Raw genomic sequence first — 25804 nt, forward strand, 5'->3', positions numbered from 1 at the left:
GCCCGTTCAAACTATTGGAAAACTTCCTCCATCTTTGGGGAGTTCTTGCTGTGAATTCACCGGCAAGCAGGATTGCCGCCACGGCTGACGGTGGCCGAGGCGCAACAAAAAGGCCGGGGCGGACATCAATGGATGTCCGCCCCGGCCTTTTACTGGAAAGTGCTCAGAGGCCCAAATCGGCTTCGAAGGCTCCTTCTTCGAGCCGGGCTTTGAGCGTCTGCAGGAAGCGTCCGGCGTCCGCGCCGTCGACCAAACGGTGGTCGTAGGTCATCGACAAGTACATCATCTGCCGGATCGCGATGGTGTCGCCGCCGTCCGCGTCGGTCAGCACGACCGGGCGCTTGACGATCGAGCCGATGCCGAGGATCGCGACCTGCGGTTGGTTGATGATCGGGGTGTCGAAAAGCGCGCCGACCGAACCGAAGTTCGTGATCGAGAAGGTCCCGCCGGAAAGCTCGTCCGGGCCGATCTTGTTGTTGCGCGTCCGATTCGCCACGTCGGCGATCTTTCCGGCCAGGCCGGCCAGGTTGAGATTGCCGGCGTCGGAAATCACCGGAACCAGCAGGCCACGGTCGGTATCGACCGCGATCGCCAAGTGCTCGGCATCGTGGAACGTGATTTCCTGCTTTTCTTCATCGTAGGAGGCGTTGACCTTGGGGTGCTGCTTGAGCGCCTCGGCCACCGCCTTCGCGATGAAGGGCAGGAAGGTCAGTTTCACGCCGCCGTTCTGTGCCTGGAAGGTGTTCTTCGCGGCATTGCGCAGCTTGGCGATTTTGGTCATGTCGACCTCGTGCACCTGGGTGAGCTGCGCCGAGGTGTCCAAAGACTCGCGCATCCGCCGCGCGATCACCTGGCGGATCCGGGGTGCCTTCTCCACCGTGCCGCGCAGCGGCGACGGAGCCGCCGGGGTGCTGGCCACGGGGAGCTTTGCCGCTGGAGCCGTGAGCGGTGCGGCGGCTGCCGTCGCTGCGGGGGCCGCGACGGCCTTTGCAGCTTCTGCTGCGGCGAGCACGTCCTGCTTCCGGATCCGGCCGCCGACTCCGCTTCCGGTCAGGGCGCTGATCTCGATTCCGTGCTGGTTCGCGAGCTTGCGGACCAACGGCGTGACATAGTTCGACTCGCTGCCGGAGGCAACCGGAGCTGCGGCCGGAGGAGTAGCGGGTGCGGCCGGTGCCGGAGCAGCCGGTACTGCGGGAGCCGGTGCCGGAGCGGCCGGTGCTGCTGCGGGAGCCGCGGCCGGGGGAGCCGGTGCCGCCGGGGCAGCAACCGGTGCCGGAGCGGGCGCTGCCGGTGCGCTGGAGCCGATGACCGCGAGCACGGAGCCCACTTCCGCGGTCTCATCTTCGGCGACCTTGATTTCCAGCAACGTCCCGGCGACCGGCGACGGGATCTCGGTGTCTACCTTGTCCGTGGAGACTTCCAACAGCGGTTCGTCCACTTCGACCGTTTCGCCGACGGCTTTGAGCCAACGGGTCACGGTGCCTTCGGTGACGCTTTCGCCCAACGCCGGAAGGGTCACATCCTGGCCGGCTGCGGCGGGTGCAGCGGCCGGAGCTGCTTCGGCGGCCGGCGCGGCCGGAGCCTCGGCGGCAGGAGCCGGCTCGGCAGCCGGCGCCGCTTCGGCGACCGGTGCGGGCGCGGCTTCGGCAGCGGGTGCCGCTTCGGCGGCCGGAGCCGGGGCGGCCGCGGCATCGCCGGAACCGATCCGGACCAAGGGCGCGCCGACTTCGGCAGTCTCGTCTTCGGCGACCAGAATTTCCTCGATCACTCCGGCAACCGGGGAGGGGATTTCGGTGTCGACCTTGTCGGTGGAAACCTCCAGCAGCGGTTCGTCGACTTCAACCCGGTCTCCGACCTGTTTGAGCCAGCGGGTGACCGTACCCTCGGTGACGCTTTCACCAAGAGCCGGCAAATTCACGGATTCAGACATGTCGTCCCCGTTTCTCCTTCAGAGATGCTGTTGTACTTTCAATCGTCTTCGTATCGAGCCTAGCGCCTAAGCCGCTTGCAGCCATGCTCCGCCGTCCTAACCGTGCAACGGCTTGCCGGCGAGCGCCATGGCGGTCTCGCCCAGGGATTCGTTCTGCGTCGGGTGTGCGTGCACCAGTTGCGCCACGTCTTCCGGGTACGCTTCCCAGTTGACGATCAACTGGGCTTCGCCGATCTGTTCGCCCATCCGGGCGCCGATCATGTGCACGCCGACGATCGGGCCGTCTTTCTGCCGCACCATTTTCACGATGCCGCTGGTGCCCAGGATCGAGCTCTTGCCGTTGCCGGCCAAGTTGTACTCCTGCGCCTGGACATTGTCCGCGCCGAACTTCTCTTCGGCGGCCTTCTGGGTGAGGCCCACCGAAGCGATTTCCGGGTCGCAGTAGGTGACTTTCGGGATGTTGACGTCTTGCACCACTACCGGGTTGAGGCCGGCGATTTCTTCGGCGACGAAGATGCCCTGCTGGTAACCGCGGTGTGCCAGCTGCAAGCCCGGCACGATGTCGCCGATCGCGTAGACGTTGCCGACTCCGGTGTGCAGCCGCTCGTTGGCGAGCACGAAGCCGCGGTCCATCGGGATGCCGGCTTCTTCGTAGCCCAGTCCTGCAGTGTTCGGTCCACGGCCCACCGCGACGAGCAGCAGCTCGGCCTCAAAGGTGGTGCCATCGACCAAGGTGACCTTGACGCCGTCGTCGTTCTGTTCGACGCCCTGGAAGAAGGTGCCGGTGGAGAACTTGATGCCGCGCTTCTTGAAAGCGCGCTCCAGGTTCTTCACGATCGTGGCGTCCTCGTTCGGCACCAACGACGGCAGACCTTCGACGATCGTGACGTCGACGCCGAAGGACTTCCAGACCGAGGCGAATTCGCAACCGATGACGCCGCCGCCGAGGATGATCGCGCTCTTCGGAATGAAGTCCAGATTCAGCGCGGATTCGGAGGTGATCACCCGGCCGCCGATTTCCAGTCCGGGCAGGGTCTTCGAGTAGGAGCCGGAGGCCAACACGATGTTCTTGCCGGTGTAGGCGGTTGCCTTGCCGTCGGCATCGGTCACGGTGACGGTGTCGGGGGCGGTGAGTTTGCCCTCGCCCTCGAGCACCGTGATCGCCTTCTTGGACTTGATCAGTCCCTGCAGGCCTTTGTATTTGCCCGCGATGATGTTGTCTTTGTACGCGACGACCGCGTTGATGTCGATGCCCTGGAGTTCGACATTGACGCCGTATTTCGCCGAGTCGCGGGCGTGGTCGGCGAGTTCCGCAGAGTGCAGCAAAGCCTTGGTGGGGATGCAGCCGGTGTGCAGGCAGGTGCCGCCCAGCTTGCTCTTCTCTACCAAGCCCACGGTGAAGCCCAGCTGGACCGCGCGCAAAGCGGTCGCATAACCGGCGCTTCCGGCGCCGAGAATAAGGATGTCGAATTCTTGCCCAGTTGCCTGTTCGGCCACGTGAACGCTCCCTCGCGTGTATGACTGTTCAACGGTGTGATGGTCGGTAGGACAGTCGATTGCTGAACTTCCCTGGGCGCCCGCCGAATCCACACTTAAGCCCGGCACGTTCGGGAAATACTTTCAGGATTCACCTTAGCGTCCGGCGCACGCCGTCTCCACCTGTGACAGGGTGTCAGCGTCCGTTTGTGGTGCGATTCACTCAGGGTTGTGATTCAGCAGCCATCCGGGACTACTTGGCGCCTGCGGCTAGGCCCTCCGCGTAACTCACCAAGGTCCGCACCGATACTCCGGTGCCCTGTTTCGGTGTGTATCCGTAAGGCGCGGATTCGTTGAAGGCCGGTCCGGCGATATCCAGGTGCGCCCAGGGGATCTGCTCGCCGGACTTCGCCTGGCCGACGAATTCGTTCAGGAAGGCCGCTGCGGTCATCATGCCGCCGGCCTTTTCGCCGATGTTCGCCAGGTCGGCGACCGGGGAATCCAGGCTGGGCCGGAGTTCTTCGGGGATCGGCATGGTCCAGAACAGCTCGCCGGCCTTGTCCGCCGCGGCTTTGACCGCGTTGCTGGTCTGCTCATCGCCCATCACGGCACTCACCCGGTTGCCGAGCGCGACCATCTGGGCGCCGGTCAGCGTGGCCACATCCAGGATCACGTCGGGGTGTTCGGTGGAGGCGACGGCCAAGCCGTCGGCCATCACCAGACGGCCTTCGGCATCGGTGTTGAGCACTTCGACGGTCTTGCCGCCGAAGATGGTGATCACATCGGAGGGGCGGGTCGCCGTAGCCGAGGGCATGTTCTCGGCGATGCACAGCCAAGCGGTGACCTTCACCGGCAAGCCGAGCTCGGCTACTGCCAGGGTCGCGTTCAGGATCGCCGCGGCACCGCCCATATCGCACTTCATGGTCATCATCGATGCTGCCGGCTTGAGCGAAATTCCGCCGGTGTCGAAAGTGATGCCTTTGCCGACCAGGGCCATGTGCTTCTTCGCCCGGGCCGGCGCGTACTCGACCTTGACCAGGCGCGGCGCCCGGGAAGAACCCTTTCCGACGCCCAGGATTCCGCCGAAGCCTTCCTTTTCGAGCTTTTTCTCGTCCCAGACGGTGACCTTGACCGGCAGGCCTTTGGCCAAGTCTTTGGCGGCCTCGGCGAAGGTCTCCGGGAACAGGTGGCTCGGCGGTTCGTTCACCAGCGAGCGGGTAGCGTTCACCGCTTTGCCCACCGCCGTCGAGCGGTTCAGGATGGTTTTCGCGGCCCGGGAGTTCAGCGACGTCGCAATCACCGCTTTCTGCACCGGGGATTTCAGTGCGGCCGGATCGCTCCGGCGGGCTTGGTAGCTGTAGGCGCCCAGCGCAGCGCCCTCGGCGATCGCGGTGAGCTGGGCGGCTTCGGCGGCGGGCAGGGCCAGCACCACGGTGTCGGTTCCGGCGAGTTGCCGCAAGGCGGAGCCGGCTGCGCGGCGCAGCGCTTCCGGGCTCGGCGCGGCGTCCGGGCCGGTGCCGATTGCGCCCAATCCGGCCAGGACCAGGACTTTGGCTTCGACTCCGGCCGGAGCCGGCAACCGGTGGAATCCGTCCGCGTTGCCGGTCACCCCGAGCGAACTCAGCGATTCGTTCAACGCTGCGGTCTCCTCCGCAGCCAAGGGGCTGTCCAAGAGCGCCGGACCATCGCTTCCTTTGACCACGCCGATCACCAGGGCATCGCCCTCGATCGATCCGGCGGGAGAATTGCTTGCTGCAAGCGAAACGACACTGTTCAAGGCCACGGGGGATTCCTCACTGCTCTACGCTGATTCTTTTCGGGCTGCTGGAGGTTGCACTGCAACCTCCGCGTTCTTGATCGTAGTCTTTTCCGCGCCGCGGTGTTCGCCGGACCGTGTTCGCTGCCGGAGAACCCGGCCCGGCGTCGGAATGTTTCGGCCGGGTGCCGGTGTTGCAGAAGTAGATTGTTAGGCTTGTAAGCCCAGAGTTGCGGGAGGACCGGGATGAAAGAAATCAAGTACGTGCCGTTTTTGGATCCGGAGTCCCTTTACGCCTCGAATGAAGATTTGCTGCACGACGGAGGCCTCAAAGGGCTGAACTTGTTGATGGGATTCACCGGATTCACCGATGCCGGCCATGTGGTGAGCCAGATCAATGCCGAGCTCCTGGACAAATTGGATGCCGAGCCGGTTGCGCTGTTCGACATCGACCAGTTGATCGATTACCGTTCCCGCCGCCCGCAAATCAGCTTCGTCGAGGACCACCTCACCGACTACCAGCAACCGGCGATGATCCTGTACAAACTGGTCGACGGTTTGGGCCAGCCGTTCTTGTTCCTGGCCGGAAACGAGCCGGATCTGCAGTGGGAGCGGTTCAGCGCCGCGGTCGTCGACCTGGTGCAGCGGCTGGACGTGAACCTGGTGGCCTGGGTGCATTCGATCCCGATGCCGGTGCCGCACACCCGGCCGATCGGCGTCACGGTGCACGGCAACCGGCCGGATCTGATCGAAGGCATGTCCACCTGGAAGGCCACCGTGCAGTTGCCGTCGGCGATCGGGCACCTCTTGGAAGTGCGTCTGGCCGAGGCCGGGCGGAACATCGCCGGCTACGCGGTCCATGTGCCGCATTATCTGGCGGATGCCGAGTACCCGCGGGCCGCAGTGGCCGCCTTGGAGTACTTGGGCGCAGCCGCTTCGTTGATGCTGCCGACCGACCGGTTGCGCGAGTCCGGGCGCGAGGTGGAGCGTCAGATCACGGAACAGGTGAAAGGCTCGACCGAGGTGCAGGGCGTGGTGCAACGGTTGGAGCAGCAATACGACGAGCGGCAGCAGGACGTGCCGGTGCGGTCCTTGTTGGCCGCGGACGGCGAACACCTGCCCGACGCCGACGAGCTGGGTGCCGCGATCGAGGCCTATCTCGCCGACCAGGACTGATTCGCCGACCAGGACTGATTCGCCGAGCAGGGCTGATTCGCCGAGCAGGGCTGGGCGGTTGGGCTGGTTCGGGCAACGCTTCCCGGGTGGGGGCTCGGGCCGCCGGGCCTGTGCCCCGTGGCCGCTTGCCGCTCCCTGGTCTTTTCCTCCGCTCCTTGTCTCTTCCTCCGCAGGGGCGAGTTCAGCCGGTTTCCCCACATCCGCTGTTCCGCCGTTGTACCGAGCCGGCGTCGTTGGGCAGGCTGGGGAAATGGATCGCGAAGAGGTAGTCTCCGTCGCTTCACCCGAGGACGTTTTGGCTTACGTGCCGCATTTCCTGGGTTATTGGCCGCAGCGCTCGCTGGTGGTTCTGGCCTTGCGGGGCAAGCAGCTCGGGGCCAGCCTGCGGCTGGATTTGCCGGACCGTTCCGCTAGTTTCCCGGAGCAGATCCGGTATGCCCGCAATGTTGCCGGGCACCTCTCGGTGGATGATAGGGCAGACGGTGCTTTGCTTGCCGTGTATGCCGGAATCGACTGGCGCGACGCTGCGGATCCCGGCTATGACCGGTTGATGTTCTGCTTGGCCCAATCCCTGGCATCGGCGGGGCTGCCGGTGCGCGAGGCTTGGTGGGTCGGCGAAACCAAGTGGCGGGATTACTTGTGTCGGGACGCCTCGTGTTGCCCGTTCGACGGCTATTCCCTGAAAACCGTCCTGAACAGTGCACTGAGCGCAGAGTTGGTGTTCCGCGGCAGCTGTTACGAACCGGATTTGGCGGCAGCGATGGAACTGCCGGAGACGAGCCCGGCGCGGCGCGCAGCCGGCCGGGCGGCATTCGAAGCTGCAGGGCGCGGTGTTTCCCTCGGGCAGCCGGAGGCCGCGGAATTCGACCGGGCCCTGCGCCACTGGGAGGCCGCGTTGTCCACTGAAGATTCCGTACCGGACGCCGTCGTACCCGACACTGCCGTACCCGACACTGCCGTACCCGACGCGGTTCGGCCGGATGCGGCCGCAAGCGGAATGCCGGGGGCCGGGACCAGTGCCGGAGGCATGGGCCAGGCGGGTCGGCTCGCCGTTTGGCTGTGCAATCCGCATCTCCGGGACGCCATTTTGGTGCTCGCGCTTGCGGATCGCAGTCGGGCTGCGGAAAAAGGTGCTGCGGAGCTGCTGCTGGGCAGCCCGGAGCTGGTGCCGGACTGGCCCAGGTTGGCCCGGCTCGAAGCAATCCTGCGTCAGATCGTCGCTTTGCACGGAATCAAGGCGGTTCCCGGAACGGCCGGATCAGGCGGAGTGCTTGCCGAAGAATCTTGCTCCGGAGAACCCTGCTCCGGGCCGACGCTCCGTGGCGCGGCCGTAGCGGCGCTGACCGGTCTCGGCTGGCTGGAATGGTGCCGAGGCCGGGGGAGCCGTGCCGGTGCCCATCTGGATGCCGCGCTCGCCCTGCAGCCCGGCTACCGTCTGGCCGCGCTTTTCCTGCAGCTGATCGAATCCGGACTGCTCTGCAACTGGGCCAAAAATGAAGCGACCGCTTGGCAGCGCGGCCCGGAAGCTGCCTGACCGGAAACCGGGGAATGCCCGCCGCTGCTCGGTTCACGGAGCTTTCCTAGCCGGTCTTCAGGGAGTCCGAGGGTGCGTCCCGATGAATTCGGCTCTTCGTTCAAAAGCGGCCCGCAAGTCGTGAGACAATATATGGACGACCCGGTGGGGTCCGTGAATGATTCGCGTAGTCGGTTTCCGAATTCCTCAGTGGTTTCGGGAACAAGATGACATTGTCGGCAGTTGTAACCATTGACCCTGCAGGCTGTGATCGCGAGTGATAGCGATCACGGACTTGACAGGGTCATAGTGGTGTTGCGCGCAGGTAACGCTACAAGCTGCAAGGAAAGGTAATCAGTGTCTCCAACTGCACGGAAGATCAGCGCAACCGCTGCCCCCGAGGAACCTGCCGTGGCAGCGACGTCCGGCACCCGTACCGCGGTGAAGGATGCCCCGGCGACGAAGAAGCCGGCCGCCAAAAAGACCGCCGTTTCAGCCAAGGCTGAGCCGGCGGAGGAAAAATTGACTCCGGCACAGAAGCGGGCAGCCACTGCTGCCGCGAAAAAGGCCGAACTTCCCGACGGGGAGGCTGCAGCCAAACCTGCCCGTGGCCGCAAGCCCAAGGCCGAAGCCGAAGAGCCGGCCGCTGAGGTCGACGAGGATGCCGAAGAGCCGGCAGAGCCTGCCGAAGGCGAGTTGGGCGAAGCCGCGGCAGTTGCCGAGGAGCCGACCGGTTCCGGTTTCGTCTATTCCGATGCCGACGATGACGATGCTCCAGTGCAGCAGGTCATGTCCGCCGGAGCCACTGCGGATCCGGTCAAAGACTATTTGAAGCAGATCGGCAAAGTCGCCCTGTTGAACGCGGAGCAGGAAGTCGACCTGGCCTTGCGGATCGAAGCGGGTCTTTACGCCGAGGAAAAACTTGCTGCGGACGACGGCAAGCTCGCGGACAAACTCAAGCGGGAATACCAGTGGGTCATCCATGACGGCAAGCGGGCGAAGAACCACCTGCTCGAGGCCAACTTGCGCCTGGTGGTTTCGCTCGCGAAGCGTTACACCGGCCGCGGCATGCTGTTCCTGGATTTGATCCAGGAAGGCAACCTCGGGTTGATCCGCGCGGTGGAGAAGTTCGACTACACCAAAGGCTTCAAGTTCTCCACCTATGCCACTTGGTGGATCCGGCAGGCGATCACCAGGGCCATGGCGGACCAGGCGCGGACCATCCGCATTCCGGTGCACATGGTCGAAGTGATCAACAAACTTGCCCGGGTGCAGCGCCAAATGCTCCAGGACTTGGGACGCGAGCCCACGCCGGAAGAGTTGGCTCTGGAACTCGACATGACGCCGGAAAAGGTCGTCGAGGTGCAGAAGTACGGCCGGGAGCCGATTTCGCTGCACACGCCCTTGGGCGAAGACGGGGATTCGGAGTTCGGCGATCTGATCGAAGACTCCGAGGCCGTGGTGCCGGCGGATGCGGTCAGCTTCACCTTGCTCCAGGAGCAATTGCACTCGGTGCTCGATACCCTCTCCGAGCGGGAAGCCGGAGTGGTCGCGATGCGCTTCGGACTGACCGACGGACAGCCGAAGACTTTAGACGAAATCGGCAAAGTCTACGGCGTCACCCGCGAGCGGATCCGGCAGATCGAGTCCAAAACCATGTCGAAACTTCGGCACCCCTCGCGGTCGCAGGTCTTGCGCGACTACCTGGACTAAATCGGTTCCACATCGCCGGTCGGCCCACGGCTGCTGCGATGCCGGATTGAACGGAAGGGCGGAACTCCCAGGAGTTCCGCCCTTCCGCGTACTCGGCCCGTGAATCTCCGGTAGACGCAAAGGGCACCCGGCGGATTGCCGGGCGCCCTTCAACGCTACTGTTCAGTTCGGTGCAAATCTTCAGTCGTCGACGAGGACGGCGTCCTTTTCGAACAGTCTCGAGGTCTCGTCGTGCCACTCGGAGGACATCGGCTTGAGTGTCGCTTCCACGGCACGAGCATGGTGTCCGCAAAAAAGCAGCTCGCCGCCAGAGGACTCGAGGATCACTCGGACATATGCTTGCGCTCCACAGCGGTCGCAACGGTCCAAGGCGTTCAGTTCACGACTTACGGTTGCAGTTGTCATGATCCCTCCTTCTTCTCTGGCCTATCTTCGGCTCTATCCCGATACAAGCTCCAGCCTTATTGCTTGTACATCTATACAACCATTATTCGGTTCCAAACCATCTCAGGCTGGGTGTTCTTTCGCTGTGCGCGTATTGCAATTTCATAACCGAAAAGATTCCCTCCGGAATGCCGTGACGCCCGTCACGGCACGCCTAAGCCCTTGCGGCGGCCCGAGGAGATAGCCTGAATAAGCTCACTGTGCCCAGGAAACTGCGGCTGCACGACCCGAGGAGGAACGCCCTAGTGGCCGCCACCAATTCCGATTACAACGCACGTCACCTTTCCGTCCTGGAGGGACTCGAAGCGGTCCGCAAACGACCCGGCATGTACATCGGCTCAACCGACTCCCGGGGGCTGATGCATTGCCTCTGGGAAATCATCGACAACTCGGTCGACGAGGCCCTCGGCGGGCACGGGCAGAAGATCCTGGTGATCCTGCACAAGGACAACTCGGTGGAAGTCCACGACGACGGCCGCGGCATCCCGGTGGACATCGAGCCCAAGACCGGGCTCAGCGGCGTCGAAGTGGTGCTGACCAAATTGCACGCCGGCGGCAAGTTCGGCGGATCGTCGTATGCCGCCTCGGGCGGTTTGCACGGCGTCGGCGCTTCCGTGGTCAACGCGCTTTCGGCGCGGCTGGACGTCCAGGTCGACCGCGGTGGCAAGACCTACCAGATGTCCTTCCGTCGTGGCGAGCCGGGCACCTTCAAAGACACCGGTCGTTCGTTGAGCCCCTCGGCTACCTTCGAACCGTTCGTGCAGAAGTCCAGCCTGGCAGTGGTGGGCAGCACGAAACGCGGGATCACCGGAACCCGGATCCGGTATTGGGCGGACCGGCAGATTTTCACTCCGGACGCGAAGTTCTCCTACGACGAGTTGGCCGCCCGGGCCAGGCAGACCTCATTTCTGGTCCCCGGCCTGAAGATCACGGTCCGGGACGAACGCGGTCTGCCGGGTACCCCGGGCGAACTCGGAGCGCATGAAGAAGTTTTCCACCACGACGGAGGCATCTCCGAGTTCGCGGACTACCTCGCGGTGGATGCCCCGGTCACCGACATTTGGCGCCTGCACGGCACGGCGAGCTTCAAGGAGACCGTGCCGGTACTCGATGCCAACGGCCATATGATGCCCACCGAAGTTGAGCGCGACTGCGAGGTGGACATCGCGGTCCGCTGGGGCATCGGCTACGAAACCACAATGCGCAGTTTCGTGAACATCATCGCCACGCCCAAAGGCGGCCGGCACCAGGAAGGCTTCGAGCAGGCGTTGCTGAAGACCTTCCGCAAGGTGATTGAAGCGAATGCGCGCAAGCTCAAGGCCGGCAACGACAAGATCGAGAAAGATGACGTGCTGGCCGGGCTGACCGCGGTGCTCACGGTGCGCTTGGCCGAGCCGCAGTTCGAAGGCCAGACCAAGGAGATCCTGGGCACGCCTGCGGTCCGGGCGATCGTGGCCAAGGTGGTCGAACAGGAGATCACCGCGAAGCTGAATTCTTCGAACCGGAATGACAAGGCCCAGTCGGCACTGCTGCTGGAAAAAGTCGTCTCCGAAATGAAGTCCCGGATTTCGGCCCGGGTGCACAAAGAGACGCAGCGCCGCAAAAACGCCCTGGAGACCTCCTCGCTGCCGGCCAAGCTGGCGGATTGCCGATCGGAGGAGACCGAGCGCACCGAGCTGTTCATCGTCGAGGGCGACAGCGCTTTGGGCACCGCCCGGCTGGCTCGCTCTTCGGATTTCCAAGCGCTGCTGCCGATTCGCGGCAAGATCCTCAACGTGCAGAAGGCCTCGGTGGGGGACATGCTCTCCAACGCCGAGTGCGCCGCGTTGATCCAGGTGGTGGGTGCCGGCTCCGGGCGGTCCTTCGATTTGGAAGCGGCCAGGTACGGGAAGATCATTCTGATGACCGACGCCGACGTCGACGGCGCGCATATCCGCACGCTGCTGCTGACCTTGTTCTTCCGCTACATGCGGCCGATGGTGGATGCCGGCCGGGTTTTCGCCGCGGTGCCGCCGCTGCACCGGGTGGAGGTGATCAACCAGGGCCAAAAGGCCAACGAGCTGATCTACACCTATTCCGAGACCGAGCTGAACACGCTGCTCAAGCGTTTGGAGCAGGAGAAGAAGCGTTACAAAGAACCGATCCAGCGTTACAAGGGCTTGGGCGAGATGGACGCCGACCAGCTGGCCGAAACCACCATGGACCCGCGGCACCGGACCTTGCGCCGGGTGACTGCGGCGCATGCCGAGGCTGCCGAAAAGACCTTCGAGTTGTTGATGGGTTCCGACGTGGCGCCGCGCAAGGAGTTCATCATCGCCGGCTCGTCCTCGCTGGACCGGGAGCGGATCGACGCCTGAACCTCGGATTCCGCCGAGTATCGGAGTCCAGCCCGAATATCCATGACACCCCGCGCGAGTGCACACGTGAGCGTTCGGCCCTTTCGTGTCGAACTCCGTTCGCCACGTAGGGACCCTGGCGAACGCACACGTGAGCGTTCGGCCCTTTCGTGTCGAACTCCGTTCGCCACGTAGGGACCCTGGCGAACGCACACTTGGCGCGGGTGTTTCGCGGAATTACCCGCGCCAAGTGTGCACTCGCGCAGGGTTTGGGGCTGCGGGGTTCGGGAGGTTCAGCCCAGGGCGGGGAGGACCAGCAGCGCGGTGGGCGCCGCCAGCAGCAGCACCGAAGCGGCCAGTACCAGGGCCTGCAGTGGGGTGCTCAAGGGCGGTTCCGGGTTGATCAACCGCTGGATCCGCGAGGCGGTGGTGGCTTCGGTGTCGAAACCTTCCAGCGGGACCGCGTGGCTGCTGCCCTCGAGCGAGCCCGAGGCGACCAGGGCGATGGAGCGGACCAGGACCGGCTCCGAGACCACGGTCAGCGCCGCGTCGTCGGCGAGCATTTCGATCAGCTCGTTGACCGAGCGCTGGGCCAATTTCGACGTCGGCAACCAGGGCAGGGCGGATTTCCAGGCGGCGAAAGCCCAGAGCAGCAGGTGGTGCCGTTGGGTCAGGTGCGTATTTTCATGGGTCAGCACGGCACGCAGTTCTTCGGGCTTGAGCAGTTCGAGCAACCCGTCGGAAAGCACGGTCACCGATCTGGCCCCGCCGGGCAGGCAATAGGCGACCGGCATCCGGTGGTTGATGACGACCGTGCCCGGCTGTTCTGCCGAAGGCGAAGAAAGCAGGAGCAGCAGTTCCCGGTGCCGGCCGCGTTGCCGTTGGATCCGCACGTAGGTCAGCAGCAAGGTGAACAGCAGATGCGCGCCGAGCAGTCCGGCCGCGGAGAGGGCGAAGGCGTGCCAGAAGCGCAGGCCGCCGATCGGCGCGTTGAAGAATACGATGTCGATCAGCCGGTGCGAGGCCGAGAAGATGTTGCTGCCCAAGGGCGCCAGGCCCCAGGTCAGCATGGCGCCGATCATCGACAGTCCGCCGGCCAGGCCGATCGCCTGCCAGAGGATCATCGCACTGGCCGGCGAGCGGCGGGGCCACTGCGCCCGGGAGAGCAGTACCGGTGCGGGCCAGGCCAAAATGACCGCCAGGGCGGCCAGCACCCAAGCAGCGACGGTGAGCGGATCCAGGCTCAAGGAGATCCTCCCTGAACCGGGGTCAGTCCCCGCTGCGTTCGAGCAGCTTGCGCAGCGTTGTGGCTTCGTCTGCAGAGACCGAGCCGATGAAGCGGGCCAGAACGGCTTCCCGGTCCGGAGCGGAACCGAGCACTTCGTGCATCAACTCCGCGGTGTGCTCCGCGCGGGAGGTCACTGAGCGGTAGCGGTGCGGACGGATGTCCCGTTCACGTTCCACCAGCCCCTTTTTCTCCAATCGCGACAACACCGTCAAAACCGTGGTCACCGCGAGTTCTTTGCCGTGCGAAGCCTCCAGGTGCGAGAGCAGATCCCGCAACTCGTTGGCCGTGAGCGGCTCGGGTTGCTGCCACAGCAGATCCATTACGGATCGCTCCAGTTCACCCAGTGTCGCCATGCTCGTCCTTCGTTCGTCTGCCATTGCTGCAGATACCAATGTAGCTTGTTTCCCGGGTTATTTCTACGACCAGTAGAAAATGTTCTACACTGTGTAGAAGTTATATTTCTACAAGACGTAGAAGAGGATGGGATGGAAGCCCTCGACATCGCCCGCTGGCAATTCGGCATCACCACGGTGTACCACTTCCTGATGGTGCCGCTGACCATCGGCTTGGGTCTGGTGGTCGCAGTTCTGCAGACCGTGTGGCTCAAAACCAAGAAGCCCGAATACTTGCGGATGACCAAGTTCTGGGGCAAGTTGTTCCTGATCAATTTCATCCTCGGGGTGGCTACCGGCCTGGTTCAGGAGTTCCAATTCGGCTTGGCCTGGAGCGAATACAGCAGGTTCGTCGGCGACGTCTTCGGGGCGCCGCTGGCGATGGAAGCCCTGCTTGCCTTCTTCATCGAATCGACCTTCCTCGGTTTGTGGATCTTCGGCTGGAAGAAGCTCCCGGCGAAGCTGCATCTGGCTTGCCTGTGGATCGCGGTGCTCGGCTCCGTGGTGAGCGCCTATTTCATCCTGGTCGCCAATTCCTGGATGCAGCATCCGGTGGGCGTCACCATGGTCGATGGCCGTCCGCGGATGACCGATGCCTGGGCGGTCTTCACGAACAACACCGCGCTGGTGGCCTTCCCGCACACGATTTTCGGTGCACTCGCGGTGGCCGGGGGATTCCTGCTCGGCATCTCCTGGTACCACCTTTGGAAACGGCGGCGTCTGGGCATCGACACCGTGGACGCGAAAAAGCGCGTGGTGGTAGGCGAAAGCCCCGTCGTGGACGGCAAGATGCAGTACCCGGGGCGGGACAAAACGGACCACAAGGTCTGGATCCGTTCCTTGCGGATCGGCGCCGTGGTCGCGATGATCGCTTTTGCCGGAACCGCGATCAGCGGGGATTTGCAGGGCAAGCTGATGTTCGAACAGCAGCCGATGAAAATGGCCGCGGCCGAGGCCGCCTGCCAGAACGGCACCAGCTTCTCGATCCTGTCGATCGGCGACGTCGGCGCAAAAAACTGCAATGACGTCGCGGCGCTGATCGAAATCCCCGGTCTGCTGTCCTTCTTGGCGCACGGCGATTTCGACACCGAGGTGAAGGGCGTCAACACCCTGCTGCCGGAATACCAGGCGAAATACGGGACCAACCTGCCGGACAATCCGATTTACGGCGACCGGGCCGGCCAGCCGATCCAGTACGTTCCGGTGATGGCGGTGACCTACTGGGGATTCCGGATGATGATCGGCTTCGGCGGGATCGCGGCTTTGGCGGCCTTCGTGGCCTTCTTCATCGCCAGACGCGGCACTGTGCCGGAATCCAAGTGGCTGATGCGGCTCGCGGTCTTCGGCATCCTGGCGCCTTTCGGGGCCAACTCGGCCGGTTGGATCTTCACGGAGTTGGGCCGGCAGCCCTTCGTGGTGGCGCCGAATCCGCAATTGAGCGGCATCGACCAAGTCTTCATGTTCACCGCGGCGGCGGTATCGCCGGGGGTGAGCGTGGGCGAGCTGGTCTTCTCGTTGGTGGCCTTCATCGTGGTCTACGCGGCGCTGTTGGTGGTCGAAGTGTTCCTGTTGTTCCGTTATGTCCGAGGCGGAGTGGCCTCCGCGATGCCGGAGCTGGCGGCGCCGCCACCGGACCCGGACGACGAAGCCGACGACGGCGACGCTGAAAACCAGAAAAAGGACGACGACGATGTGCTCGCCTTCGCCTATTAATGTCACTGGGCATACTGACCGCAAACCCGAGACGAACGGAGCACTCTGATGGATTTCCTGCCCACCTTGTGGTTCGTGGTGATCGCGGTGCTGTGGACCGGGTACTTGTTCCTGGAAGGCTTCGACCTGGGCGTCGGCATGCTGATGAAGCTGTTCGCCCGCGACAATGCCGAGCGCCGGGTGCTGCTCAATACCGTCGGGCCGGTTTGGGACGGCAACGAGGTTTGGCTGATCACGGCGATCGGCGCGACTTTCGCGGCGTTTCCGAGTTGGTACGCCTCGCTGTTGTCGGCGCTCTACTTGCCGATGATCCTGGTGCTCCTGGGCCTGATCTTCAGAGCGGTGGCTTTCGAGTACCGCGGAAAGGTCGATGCGGTGCGCTGGCGCGGAGTCTGGGACTGGGCGATCCTGCTGGGCTCGGCAGTGTCGGCCTTCGGGGTCGGCGCGGCATTGGCTTTGACCAGCACCGGGCTGCCGTTGAACGCGAACGGAGACCGGATCGGCGGCGCCTTCGCCTGGTTCAACGGCTATGCCGTGCTGGGCGGTGCTGCGGTAGTGCTCTTCTGCGTGGTCCATGCCGCGGCGTTCCTGGCGCTCAAAACCGATGGCACGGTGCGCGAACGCGCCCGCAAGCTGTTCCGCCGGGCGGCGCCCTTCGCGCTGCTGCCATTGCTCGCCTGGGGGCTGGCGGTGCAACTGTCGAACCAGAAGCCGCTCGGTTGGGCGTTGCTGCTGCTCGGCGTGCTGGCGGTGGGCTTCGCGGTGATCGCGGCTGCCCGGCGGCGTGAAGGCTGGGCGTTCGTGGGTTGCGGCGTGTTCCTGCTCAGCATGATGGCCACGATCTTCCTCAACCTGTTCCCGAATGTTCTGCCCTCGACGCTCTCCGCGGACTTTTCGTTGACCGTGCAGAACGCCTCGGCCTCGCCTTATACCTTGGGCCTGATCAGCATCATCGCGAGCTTCGGCGTGCCTCTGGTGCTGGCTTACCAGGGTTGGACCTACTGGGTGTTCCGCAAGCGGATCAGCAGCCGAAGCCTGCCGGCGCACTGAGGACCGGCAGATGAAACCCGAAATTCCGCGTTCCAGTCTGCCGGGGCTCTATCTCCTGGGGGTGCTCAACGCGCTCAAAGCCGCCTCGATGGTGGTTTTCGCCGACGGCCTGGCGAATGCGATCATGGCCTCGATCGAGGGCCGTCCGGTCAACGGTCCCTTGGGCGTTGCCGCGGCCGCGGTGGTGCTCCGCGCTGCGATGGTATGGGCCGTGCAGGCGAGTGCGAAACGGACCGGGCTCGGTGCCAAGGAGAAGCTCCGCGCCGAGCTGACCCGCAATTGGCTGGACAAGGCCGGGACGAAACGCACCGAGGCGGCTGGCGGAGCTTCGGTTTTGGCGAGCAACGGCTTGGACGCCCTGGACGGGTACTACAACCAATATCTGCCGGCCCTGGTCAGCGCGGCGACCGTGCCGCTGGTGATCGGCACCCGGATCCTGACCGCCGATTGGGTCAGTGCGCTCATCGTAGTGCTCACGATTCCCCTGATTCCGATCTTCATGGCTTTGATCGGCTGGTACACCGAAGAAAAAGTCAGTGCGGCGACCGGCGCCTTGTTGCGGTTGTCCGGGCAGCTCGCCGAACTCGCCCGTGGATTGCCGGTGCTCATCGGGTTGCGCCGGGCCAAAGAGCAGCGTGCGGCCCTGGACCAACTGGGCGAAGCATACCGGAGCACTACCATGGCGACGCTCCGGGTCGCCTTCTGGTCGGCATTGGCCTTGGAACTGATCGCAACCCTGTCGGTGGCGCTGGTCGCGGTATTCATCGGCGTGCGGCTGGTCTACGGCCAGCTCGGTCTGGGGACCGGACTCCTGGTGCTGATCCTGGTCGCGGATTGCTACCTGCCGTTCCGGGAGCTCGGCTCGGCGTTCCATGCCAGCGACGACGGGCGCGAGGCCTTGCGTCGCAGCCGGAAGGAGCTGGCCGCGCCGGCGGGCCGTCGCTTGCCGGAGCATTCCGGGCCGGACGCTGCGGGATTGCAGGTCGAGCGGCTCAGCGTGCGCTACTTGGACCGGGCAGTACCGGCTTTGAACGGCGTCCGCCTCCGAATCCCTGCGGGCTCGCTCTGTGCAATTTCCGGCCCGAGCGGGTGCGGCAAATCGACTTTGTTGGGTGTGCTGGCCGGGACCGTGACCTCTGCGGATGCCGAGATGTCCGGCAGCGTGCAAGGCCTCGATCCGGAAAAGCTGGCATGGCTGCCGCAGAACCCGGGCAGCACCGAAACCACTGCGGCCGATGAACTGGTGTTGTGGGGTGCCAGCGGGGAGGCGCAGATCTCTGCTGCCTTGGCCGCGGTGGGACTGGCTGGACGAGAAGCGCAGCACCCGGCCTCGCTGAGTCCCGGGCAATTCCGGAGGCTCGCCTTGGCGCGGATTCTGCTCCGGGTGGAGGCGGGAGCCACCGTGGTCCTGGTTGATGAACCGACGGCCCATGTGGACGCTGCTTCAGCGCGACTGATCGAAGCGGCTCTGGTCTCGCTGCGCGGCCGGGTCACGGTGTTGTTGGTGAGCCACGATCCGCGCGTCGTGGCGCTCGCCGACCAGCATCTGGAGTTGGCCGGGCCGGTGGTCCCGGAATTCCGGACGCAGCCGGCTGCGGATGCACCAGCAGTCCGTCCGGCCGGGAATCCGGCAGCTCGGGAGCTGTCTGCTGCCGAGGCCGGTGCTGAATCACAGTCGGACCCTGATATCGGAAGCGGCCAGGCGAGGTCCCGGGCCGGATCGACGTTCCGGATCTGGCTGCGGGTTCTGCAACCCTGGCGGCCGGGTTTCCTGGGTGCGGTGGGCTTCGGCGTCTTGGCCGCCTTGGCCGGTCTGGCGCTCACTGCGCTTTCCGGCTGGCTCATCGTCCGGGCGAGCCAGCAGCCGCCGATCCTGTATCTGCTCACCGCGATCGTCGGGGTGCGGTTCTTCGGTCTGCTGCGCGCGGTTTCCCGTTATCTGGAACGGCTGAGCACCCATCAAGCGGTCTTCGCCGCCGCCGACCGGTTGCGTGGGCGGCTGTGGGACGCCTTGGCCAAAACGCTGCCCGGGAACCGGGCCTTGGGCAGGGGAGAGGCGGTGCTGCCGAGGCTGGTTGGCGAAGTGGACGAACTCCGGAACTTGATGCCCCGGGTGCTGCTGCCGCCGGTCACCGCAGTGCTGGCTTCGGTCGCGGTCCTGATCTGCACTTCGCTGCTGTTCCCGCAAGGTTTCGGACTGCAGCTGGCCGTAGTCCTCGGCGCGGCACTGGCGGCTCCGGCGTTGGCGCTTTGGGCGGATCGGCGCTCGGTACGGTTGGAACAACAGCAACGCGATCAACTGTTCCGCGGTCTCACGGTGCTACTCGGTGCGGCCGCGGAACTGCGGACGAACCGGGTAGACGGGCCGCTGCTCGCCCGGCTCTCCGCGGTGGACCGCGGTGCGACTGCCTCGGCGCAACGCGGAGCTTGGGCCGAGGGGCTGGCCATGGCGGCGCTGACCTTGTTCGGCTGCCTGGCGGCGCTGGGCATGGTGTTCATCGGCGCTCCGTTTCTCAGCTCCGGCCAACTCCGACCGGAAGTGCTGGTGGCGCTGGTGCTCCTGCAATTGGGGTTGGTGGATGCGTTCTCGCCCTTGGTGCAATCAGCGCCGGGCTTGCCGCTGCTGCGGCGCATGGCCCGGTCGCTCGGCGCCCAACTGCAGGTTCCCGAGCTTCCGGTGGTCCCCATCGCGGCACCGGGCCGGGCGATCCAGGCCGAAGCCCTGGCGATCGGCTGGCAGGGCAGCACGGTGGCCGAGGCGCTGGAGGTGGATCTGGCGTCCGGGGATTGGCTGACTGTGACCGGGCCTTCCGGATCCGGCAAGTCGACCTTTCTGGCGACCTTGATGGGTTTCACGCCTGTGCTCGGCGGGCGGCTGGCCGTGAACGGAAAGCTTGCCTGGTGTCCGCAGGAAGCCCATCTGTTCAACTCGAGCCTGCGCGGGAACCTGGCTTTGGCCAGAGCCAAAGCGGATGCCCCGTCGGCAGAGGAGATGACCCGGGTTTTGACCGAGGTCGGCCTGGGCGAGTGGCTTGGCGGGCTCAGCCGGGGACTGGATACCCCACTCGGCGTGGCCGGCGGATTGGTTTCCGGTGGTCAGCGGCAGCGAATCGCGGTGGCCCGGGCATTGCTGACCCGGGCCGACATCGTTTTGCTCGATGAGCCGACGGCGCATTTGGACCGGGCATCCGCTGCCGAGCTGATGGCCGATCTGCGGCGCAGCCTGGCCAGCAAAGCGGTAGTGCTGATCACCCACCATGTGGCCGACCGGAGCGCCGGGGATGCGGTGCTCGACCTCGGCACGCTCGAGCCTGCCAGGCGCTGAGCCGCAGCGCTTCCGCGCGCGAACGAGCACAGGAATCCTGATTATTCGCAGCGGATCTTGACGATGATGTTATCGTTTCGTTAGGAATTGGTTTGGACTAATAAGAAGTTCGCGATGAAGAGCCTGTTCAGATCTGGTGTCGCTTTGTTGGGCGCCAGTGCGGTATTGGTTACTCCGGCATTTGTGGCTTTGCCGGTTGCGACGGCCGCAGAAGACACGGGATTCACGGTGCGGGTGACGGCGGTGGATGCGGACGCTGCAGCTTCGTCGCTGGACCGGACGGTGACTGGAACCTGGTCCTGCGTGCTGGGCGATGCGCCCGCGTTGACCGGGAAATGGTCGGCCACTGCGGCAAAGGAGGCCCGGGTCAGCGAAGCTCCCGAAGGTGCCTCGTGCACGATTTCGGTCGACCCGGATGCGCAGCCTCCGGCTGCTGCTCCGGGCTCGGTCTGGGCCCAGCCCGCGATCGAAACGCCGACGCAGACCGTGCCGGCCAAGGCTGCGGAGCCGGTGGTATTCGCGGTGCGGGCGCCGATGGTCAAAAATGCGGTTGCCGAGCCGGTGCCGACTGATCAAACCAAGGAACCCGCTGCGGAGCCTGCGGCTCCGTTGAATCTGACGTTCAAGGTCAATGTCGTGGATCTGCAGGGTAATCCGGCTCCGTTGTGGGGGAAATACGACTTCAATTGGAGTTGCACCGCGCCGGACGGCCAGTCCCTCCCGCTCACCGCGAACCAGCCGGTTTCGGTGCCGCCGAACGGCACTGCGACTCCGGATGCGCGCGATAATCCACCGGTTGGCAGTACCTGCTCGGTAGGAGAGCCATCGCCGTTGTTCCGGGAGAACCGCACGGCTTCGTTCCTCAGCAGCACACTTTCAGTTGAAGGTGGCCCGTACACCAAAGAACTGACTCCGATCAACGAATTCCAGTTCGTCGAGTTTACGATCCAGGCCCCGATGACGGTCACTCTGCAGGTGGTTCTGGGCCCGCAGATCGTGTCGCAAAACGGCGCAGTCCCGGGTTTGAAGTTGGTGGCGGATGGGGGCGGAAAGGCTACCGTGGGGCAGCCGATGGGGTTTACCCTGCGATTCGACCCGGCCTTGGCAAGCTCGCAGCTTCCGGTGGAGCCTCGGATCTCGTTGGCTAATCTGGGCACGTCGGCAACTTTGGTTCCGGGGTCCCTGACGACCAACCTTGGCACTGCCCAGGTGCAGAGCTTTCCTAATTCCACGTCGCAGATGATCGTCTGGAAGGCAGGTGTGTTGCCCGGTACCGTGGTTCCCGAATTGCGATTCCAGGTGCAAATCGATCTGACTGCATTGGGGAAGACGTTCGAACTCAGATACACATCCTTCCCGGGAGAGTGCTTCGTGAGCGTGATGTACCAGGTAACGACGCCAATTGCTGCGCGAAGGGGCAGTGATTTGAACTGGTGTCGGAGCAGCTTCACCGTCTCGGCGCCGGACCCCGTGGTCCCGGCTGTTGCGGTTTCCTCCGGGGACGAACTGGCCGCGACCGGAAGCAACGGTTTGGGGCTGGCGGGTCTTGGTGCTCTGCTGTTGCTGAGCGGCACAGCTGCAGTGGCCTATGGCTCGAGAACTATGCGGAGCAGCGGTCGCTGAGTACGAATTCGAGCGACTTGGCAGGTTCCACAGCCGACGCCGAGCAGGATAGCGTTGCGGTATGACACTGCCTGGCCGGGAACAAGGACTCGAATTCCGTCCGATCACCGAAGCCGATCTGGCCGCTTGGTACGAACTCGTGTTGCGGATTTCCGAGGCCGAAAAACCGCCTTGGCATGATCAGCCGGAAGATCTGGCCAATGCACTCAGTTCGGCCAAGAACGATCCGCGGCAGAACACGCTGCTCGGTCTCGACGAATCCGGCGTGCCGCGCGCCTTCGGCCGGGTGTCGAAGAACCCCGGGGGCGACAAGGCCCACGTCTTCGGCGGGGTGGACCCGCAGTGGCAACGCCGGGGGATCGGCTCGGCCGTGCTCAGCTGGCAGCTCCGGCAAGTCGCCAAGCGGTTTGCGGAGCAGGGGCAGAGCCCGGCGCGGGCCAGGGGGTTCCTCGAAGCGGACAATGCTGCCCAGCGGGCGCTCTATGCCGCCCAGGGTTTCGAAGTGGTCCGGTACTTCTCGGAGATGCGCCGGCCGTTGGCCGAAGCCATCCCGGACATCGATTTGGCGCCAGACCTGCAGTTGGTCCGGTACCGGCCGGAGCAGTCGGAAGCGGTCCGGCTGGCGCACAATGCTGCCTTCGCCGATCATTGGGGCTCGGAACCCCGGGACGCCGAAGCCTGGGCGAACACGGTGGGGCATCCGCAGTTCCGGGCCGACTGGAGTTCGGTGGTGCTCGACGCCGGCAGTGGAGACGTAGTCGGCTACCAATTGGCCAGCTATGACGATGAAGTGCTCACCAAGTTCGGCCGACGCGAGGGCTACACCGAGTTGCTCGGCGTCCGCCGGGAGTACCGGGGCCGGCGGATCGCGGCCGCACTGCTCGCTGATGCGCTGCAGCGTTTCGCGGAAGCCGGGATGGACTATGCCGCCCTCGACGTGGACACCGAGAGTCCGACCGGAGCGGTGGGGCTGTACGACCGAATGGGCTACCGCCCGACGCACCGGTCGATGGCATTGGATCTGGTACTCTAGGCACGTTCCAACCCTTGCAACCGGGAGTCCTAAATGCCCTATGTTTTCCTCGCGGTAGCGATCGTCTGCGAAATCATCGCCACCTCACTACTGAAGGTCTCCGACGGCTTTTCCAAGCTCTGGCCCTCGGTCGGTGTGGTGATCGGCTATGGCGCGTCGTTTTATTCGCTCAGCCTGGCGCTCCGCGAAGTCCCAGTGAGCACCGCCTACGCGATTTGGTCCGGGGTGGGTACCGCGGTGATCGCGGTGATCGGTTTCTGGCTTTTCAAAGAACCGCTGTCCCTGACCAAAATCATCGGGATCAGCTTGATCGTGGCCGGTGTGGTCGCGCTCAATCTGGACGGCGGGCATTAGCCGGCCCTCCAGATTAACCTCATTCGGCAGATTCCGGCAGCATCGGTTGTGCATCGGCGCCGGCGTCCGAAGTGGCGGCTGGCGGCTCTTCAGCCGCACTCTGGTGCAGCGTCGGCCCGATCTCATCGATCGATTGCGCCAACGGAATCCCGGACCCGTCACGCCGGCCGTGTTCGGTCGGCAGCGCCCGGGCCACCCCGGCCGATGAAGCGGCTTTGGCCGGCCCCGGACCGGCCCAGGCCAGCAGCAGCACGTCTTCGCCTTTGAGGAACCGGTGTGCCCGGACCCCTGCAGTGGCCCGGCCCTTCGCCGGATACTCGGTGAAATCGCTGACTTTGGCGGAACCCGGCGCAGTGCCGGGCAGAGCGTCGGTGCTGCCGGAGACGGTCACCACGACCGCGCTCGGATCCCCGGCCGGAACCACGGTGAAACTGAGCACCGCATCTCCGGCACCCAGTTTGATCCCGGCCATGCCTCCCGCGGTACGGCCTTGCGGTCGGACCGCGGAAGCCGCGAAGTGCAGCAATTGGGCCTGTTCCGTGATGAAGACCAACTCGTCGTCGTCCTTCGCGGCCGCCGCGCCCACGACCGAATCCTTGTCCTTGAGCGCGATCACCTCCCAATCCTCACGGTTGAGCGGGTACTCGGGGGTGACCCGTTTGACCACGCCGTATTTGGTGCCCAGGGCCACCACGGCGTCGATCGGCACGAAGCCGACCAGGCTTTCGCCCTTGAGCAAGGTGATGAACTCCTTGGCCGGCACACCGCCGGCCAGATTGGGCAAGCCGGCGGTCGGCGGCAGCACCGGCATGTCCAGCACTTGCAATCGGAGCATCCGGCCGGCCGAGGTCACCGCCGCGACTTCGCCGCGGGCACTCGTGGCGATCACCGAACGGAACACATCGTGCTTCACCCGGCCGCCCGAATCCAGCAACGGCTCGCGCGAGCTGGTGCGCGCGATCTGTCCCGAGCTGCTCAGCAGCACCCAGCAGGGGTCGTCGGCGATCTCCAAAGCCAGCGGCGCGGCCTTGCTGCTGGCCGACGTTGCGGCCAGGGCTTTGGCCACGGTGGCCGAAACCGCTTCGGATTCGAGCAGCACAGTGCGCCGCGGGGTGCCGTACTTGGCGGCGACTTCGGCCAACTCGTCGGAGACCAGGGCGCGCAGGACCGACTCGGAACCCAAGATGCGTTCCAGCTCGGCGATTTCGCGGCGGAGTTCGTCTTGTTCTTTTTCCAATTCGATCCGGGAGAACTTGGTCAGCTGACGCAGCCGCAGTTCCAGGATGTAGTTGGCCTGCAATTCGCTGAGGTCGTAGATCGCGATCAAACGTTCCCGGGCCGCGGCGGTCTCGTCGGAAGTGCGGATGATCTGGATGACCTCGTCGATGTCCAGGATCGCAATCAACATGCCTTCGACCAGGTGCAACCGGTCCTGCTTCTTGCGCAGCCGGAAAGCGGTCCGCCGGCGCACCACATCGATCCGGTGCGACACGTAGACGCTCAGCAGCTCGACCAGGCCCAGAGTCTTCGGTTGGCCGTCCACCAGGGTGACGTTGTTGATCCCGAAGGAGTCTTCCATCGGCGTGAGCTTGTAGAGCTGCTGGATGATGGCTTGCGGATTGAAGCCGTTCTTGAGTTCGATCACCAGACGCAGGCCGTGGTTGCGGTCGGTCAGATCCATGATGTCCGAGATGCCTTGGAGCTTCTTGGCGGTGACCGCGTCCTTGATCTTCTCGATCACTTTTTCCGGGCTGACGGTGTAAGGCAGCTCGGTGACGATCAATCCGGTGCGCCGGGCGCTGAGCTGTTCCACCTCGACTTTGGCGCGGGTCTTGAACGACCCCCGGCCGCTTTCGTAGGCGTCGCGGATGCCGTCCAGGCCCACGATCCGGCCGCCGGTCGGCAGATCCGGCCCGGGCACGAAGCGCATCAGGTCATCCAGCGTGGCGTCCGGGTGGTCGATCAGATGCCGTGCGGCGGCGATGACTTCGATCAGGTTGTGCGGCGCCATATTGGTGGCCATGCCGACCGCGATGCCGGTGGCGCCGTTGACCAGCAGATTCGGGAAGGCCGCCGGCAGCACTTCCGGCTGGGTGAGCTGGTTGTCGTAGTTCGGCACGAAGTCGACGACGTCTTCGTCCAGGTGATCGGTCAAGGTCAGTGCGGCGGCGGCCAACCGGGCTTCGGTGTACCGGGGGGCGGCCGGGCCGGCATCGAGCGAACCGAAGTTGCCGTGCCCGTCGATCAGCGGCAGCCGCAGCGAGAAGTCCTGCGCCATCCGGACCATCGCGTCGTAAATCGCGGCGTCGCCGTGCGGGTGCAGCTTGCCCATCACTTCGCCGACCACCCGGGCGCTTTTCACATGGCCCTTCTCCGGCCGCAGGCCCATCTCGCTCATCATGTACAGGATGCGGCGTTGCACCGGTTTGAGGCCGTCCCGGGCATCGGGCAGCGCCCGGGAGTAGATCACCGAATAGGCGTACTCCAGGAAGGAACCTTCCATTTCCTGGGACACATCGATGTCAATGATGTTCTCGGTGAAGTCTCCGGTTTCCGGAGGTTTCGGTGGCGTGCGCCTTGCCATGCTCTGCGGGTTCCTGCCGTGTACGTGTGGATGCGGGTTGCGCGCGTGCAATACATGCGCAACTCACATCCTATGGTGCAAGGGGCCGGAATCCGCGG

At 64.7% G+C, this 25804-nt stretch carries 17 protein-coding genes; 10 read left to right on the top strand and 7 right to left on the bottom strand.

The window, feature by feature from the left end; genetic code table 11:
- Positions 1-163: 163 nt before the first annotated feature.
- The 3 genes from sucB to JOE69_RS16960 all read right to left on the bottom strand — a co-directional run bounded on the left by sucB (position 164) and on the right by JOE69_RS16960 (position 5189).
- On the bottom strand, positions 164-1930 hold the full coding sequence (gene sucB / locus JOE69_RS16950) for a 2-oxoglutarate dehydrogenase, E2 component, dihydrolipoamide succinyltransferase (protein ID WP_309800765.1): 1767 nt from the start codon (positions 1928-1930) through the stop codon (positions 164-166).
- 96 nt (positions 1931-2026) lie between these two features.
- Entirely contained in the window at positions 2027-3427 is a 1401-nt protein-coding gene (gene lpdA / locus JOE69_RS16955; protein WP_309800768.1) for a dihydrolipoyl dehydrogenase, read from the bottom strand.
- Positions 3428-3659: 232 nt separating this feature from the next.
- Positions 3660-5189, bottom strand: a complete 1530-nt coding sequence (locus JOE69_RS16960) for a leucyl aminopeptidase (protein ID WP_374709729.1) — start codon at positions 5187-5189, stop codon at positions 3660-3662.
- Positions 5190-5408: 219 nt separating this feature from the next.
- Here JOE69_RS16960 and JOE69_RS16965 point away from each other — a divergent pair, with 219 nt between their 5' ends.
- The 3 genes from JOE69_RS16965 (at position 5409) to JOE69_RS16975 (ending at position 9564) form a co-directional block, all read left to right on the top strand.
- The gene (locus tag JOE69_RS16965; protein ID WP_309800770.1) at positions 5409-6338 is read left to right on the top strand and encodes a proteasome assembly chaperone family protein; all 930 of its coding nucleotides are present in this window, start codon (positions 5409-5411) and stop codon (positions 6336-6338) included.
- A 250-nt stretch (positions 6339-6588) separates the two neighbouring features.
- A complete protein-coding gene (locus JOE69_RS16970; protein ID WP_309800772.1) occupies positions 6589-7872 on the top strand; it encodes a DUF4192 domain-containing protein in 1284 nt (427 codons plus the stop codon).
- A 390-nt stretch (positions 7873-8262) separates the two neighbouring features.
- Positions 8263-9564, top strand: coding sequence for an RNA polymerase sigma factor (locus tag JOE69_RS16975; RefSeq protein ID WP_296361482.1), 1302 nt, complete (start codon positions 8263-8265; stop codon positions 9562-9564).
- Positions 9565-9744: 180 nt separating this feature from the next.
- On the opposite strand, the gene JOE69_RS16980 is transcribed toward JOE69_RS16975, so the two are convergent.
- The gene (locus JOE69_RS16980; protein ID WP_296361484.1) at positions 9745-9969 is read right to left on the bottom strand and encodes a DUF7455 domain-containing protein; all 225 of its coding nucleotides are present in this window, start codon (positions 9967-9969) and stop codon (positions 9745-9747) included.
- Between the two features lie 284 nt (positions 9970-10253).
- Between JOE69_RS16980 and JOE69_RS16985 the strand changes: the two genes are divergently transcribed.
- Entirely contained in the window at positions 10254-12365 is a 2112-nt protein-coding gene (locus tag JOE69_RS16985; protein WP_296361485.1) for a DNA gyrase/topoisomerase IV subunit B, read from the top strand.
- 272 nt (positions 12366-12637) lie between these two features.
- On the opposite strand, the gene JOE69_RS16990 is transcribed toward JOE69_RS16985, so the two are convergent.
- Both JOE69_RS16990 and JOE69_RS16995 read right to left on the bottom strand, forming a co-directional pair.
- A complete protein-coding gene (locus tag JOE69_RS16990; protein ID WP_309800776.1) occupies positions 12638-13591 on the bottom strand; it encodes a M56 family metallopeptidase in 954 nt (317 codons plus the stop codon).
- Positions 13592-13613: 22 nt separating this feature from the next.
- A complete protein-coding gene (locus tag JOE69_RS16995) occupies positions 13614-13985 on the bottom strand; it encodes a BlaI/MecI/CopY family transcriptional regulator (RefSeq protein WP_296361488.1) in 372 nt (123 codons plus the stop codon).
- A gap of 132 nt (positions 13986-14117) precedes the next feature.
- On the opposite strand from JOE69_RS16995, the gene JOE69_RS17000 reads away from it, so the two are divergent.
- The 6 genes from JOE69_RS17000 (at position 14118) to JOE69_RS17025 (ending at position 23122) form a co-directional block, all read left to right on the top strand.
- Entirely contained in the window at positions 14118-15737 is a 1620-nt protein-coding gene (locus tag JOE69_RS17000; RefSeq protein WP_309800779.1) for a cytochrome ubiquinol oxidase subunit I, read from the top strand.
- A gap of 48 nt (positions 15738-15785) precedes the next feature.
- Positions 15786-16787 carry a cytochrome d ubiquinol oxidase subunit II gene (cydB, locus tag JOE69_RS17005; protein WP_309800780.1) on the top strand — a complete coding sequence of 334 codons (1002 nt, stop codon included), beginning with the start codon at positions 15786-15788 and terminating at the stop codon, positions 16785-16787.
- A 10-nt stretch (positions 16788-16797) separates the two neighbouring features.
- Positions 16798-20112 carry a thiol reductant ABC exporter subunit CydC gene (gene cydC, locus JOE69_RS17010; protein ID WP_309800782.1) on the top strand — a complete coding sequence of 1105 codons (3315 nt, stop codon included), beginning with the start codon at positions 16798-16800 and terminating at the stop codon, positions 20110-20112.
- Between the two features lie 114 nt (positions 20113-20226).
- Positions 20227-21735 carry a DUF5979 domain-containing protein gene (locus JOE69_RS17015; RefSeq protein WP_309800784.1) on the top strand — a complete coding sequence of 503 codons (1509 nt, stop codon included), beginning with the start codon at positions 20227-20229 and terminating at the stop codon, positions 21733-21735.
- Positions 21736-21796: 61 nt separating this feature from the next.
- Entirely contained in the window at positions 21797-22768 is a 972-nt protein-coding gene (locus tag JOE69_RS17020; RefSeq protein WP_309800786.1) for a GNAT family N-acetyltransferase, read from the top strand.
- Positions 22769-22801: 33 nt separating this feature from the next.
- Positions 22802-23122 (top strand): DMT family transporter, encoded by a 321-nt coding sequence (locus tag JOE69_RS17025; RefSeq protein WP_309800788.1) that lies wholly within the window; start codon positions 22802-22804, stop codon positions 23120-23122.
- Positions 23123-23141: 19 nt separating this feature from the next.
- On the opposite strand, the gene JOE69_RS17030 is transcribed toward JOE69_RS17025, so the two are convergent.
- A complete protein-coding gene (locus JOE69_RS17030) occupies positions 23142-25706 on the bottom strand; it encodes a DNA gyrase/topoisomerase IV subunit A (RefSeq protein WP_309800790.1) in 2565 nt (854 codons plus the stop codon).
- Between the last annotated feature and the right edge of the window lie 98 nt (positions 25707-25804).

The sequence above is a fragment of the Arthrobacter russicus genome, from assembly GCF_031454135.1.
Classification (GTDB): domain Bacteria; phylum Actinomycetota; class Actinomycetes; order Actinomycetales; family Micrococcaceae; genus Renibacterium; species Renibacterium russicum.

Bases quoted from the DNA above. Each gene is read 5' to 3' on its own strand.
- JOE69_RS17000 (WP_309800779.1), top strand. From the start codon at position 14,118: ATGGAAGCCCTCGACATCGCCCGCTGGCAATTCGGCATCACCACGGTG.
- JOE69_RS16980 (WP_296361484.1), bottom strand. From the start codon at position 9,969: ATGACAACTGCAACCGTAAGTCGTGAACTGAACGCCTTGGACCGTTGC.
- JOE69_RS16965 (WP_309800770.1), top strand. From the start codon at position 5,409: ATGAAAGAAATCAAGTACGTGCCGTTTTTGGATCCGGAGTCCCTTTAC.
- JOE69_RS16995 (WP_296361488.1), bottom strand. From the start codon at position 13,985: ATGGCGACACTGGGTGAACTGGAGCGATCCGTAATGGATCTGCTGTGG.
- JOE69_RS17030 (WP_309800790.1), bottom strand. From the start codon at position 25,706: ATGGCAAGGCGCACGCCACCGAAACCTCCGGAAACCGGAGACTTCACC.
- JOE69_RS17020 (WP_309800786.1), top strand. From the start codon at position 21,797: ATGACACTGCCTGGCCGGGAACAAGGACTCGAATTCCGTCCGATCACC.
- cydB (WP_309800780.1), top strand. From the start codon at position 15,786: ATGGATTTCCTGCCCACCTTGTGGTTCGTGGTGATCGCGGTGCTGTGG.
- cydC (WP_309800782.1), top strand. From the start codon at position 16,798: ATGAAACCCGAAATTCCGCGTTCCAGTCTGCCGGGGCTCTATCTCCTG.
- sucB (WP_309800765.1), bottom strand. From the start codon at position 1,930: ATGTCTGAATCCGTGAATTTGCCGGCTCTTGGTGAAAGCGTCACCGAG.
- JOE69_RS17015 (WP_309800784.1), top strand. From the start codon at position 20,227: ATGAAGAGCCTGTTCAGATCTGGTGTCGCTTTGTTGGGCGCCAGTGCG.
- JOE69_RS16970 (WP_309800772.1), top strand. From the start codon at position 6,589: ATGGATCGCGAAGAGGTAGTCTCCGTCGCTTCACCCGAGGACGTTTTG.
- JOE69_RS17025 (WP_309800788.1), top strand. From the start codon at position 22,802: ATGCCCTATGTTTTCCTCGCGGTAGCGATCGTCTGCGAAATCATCGCC.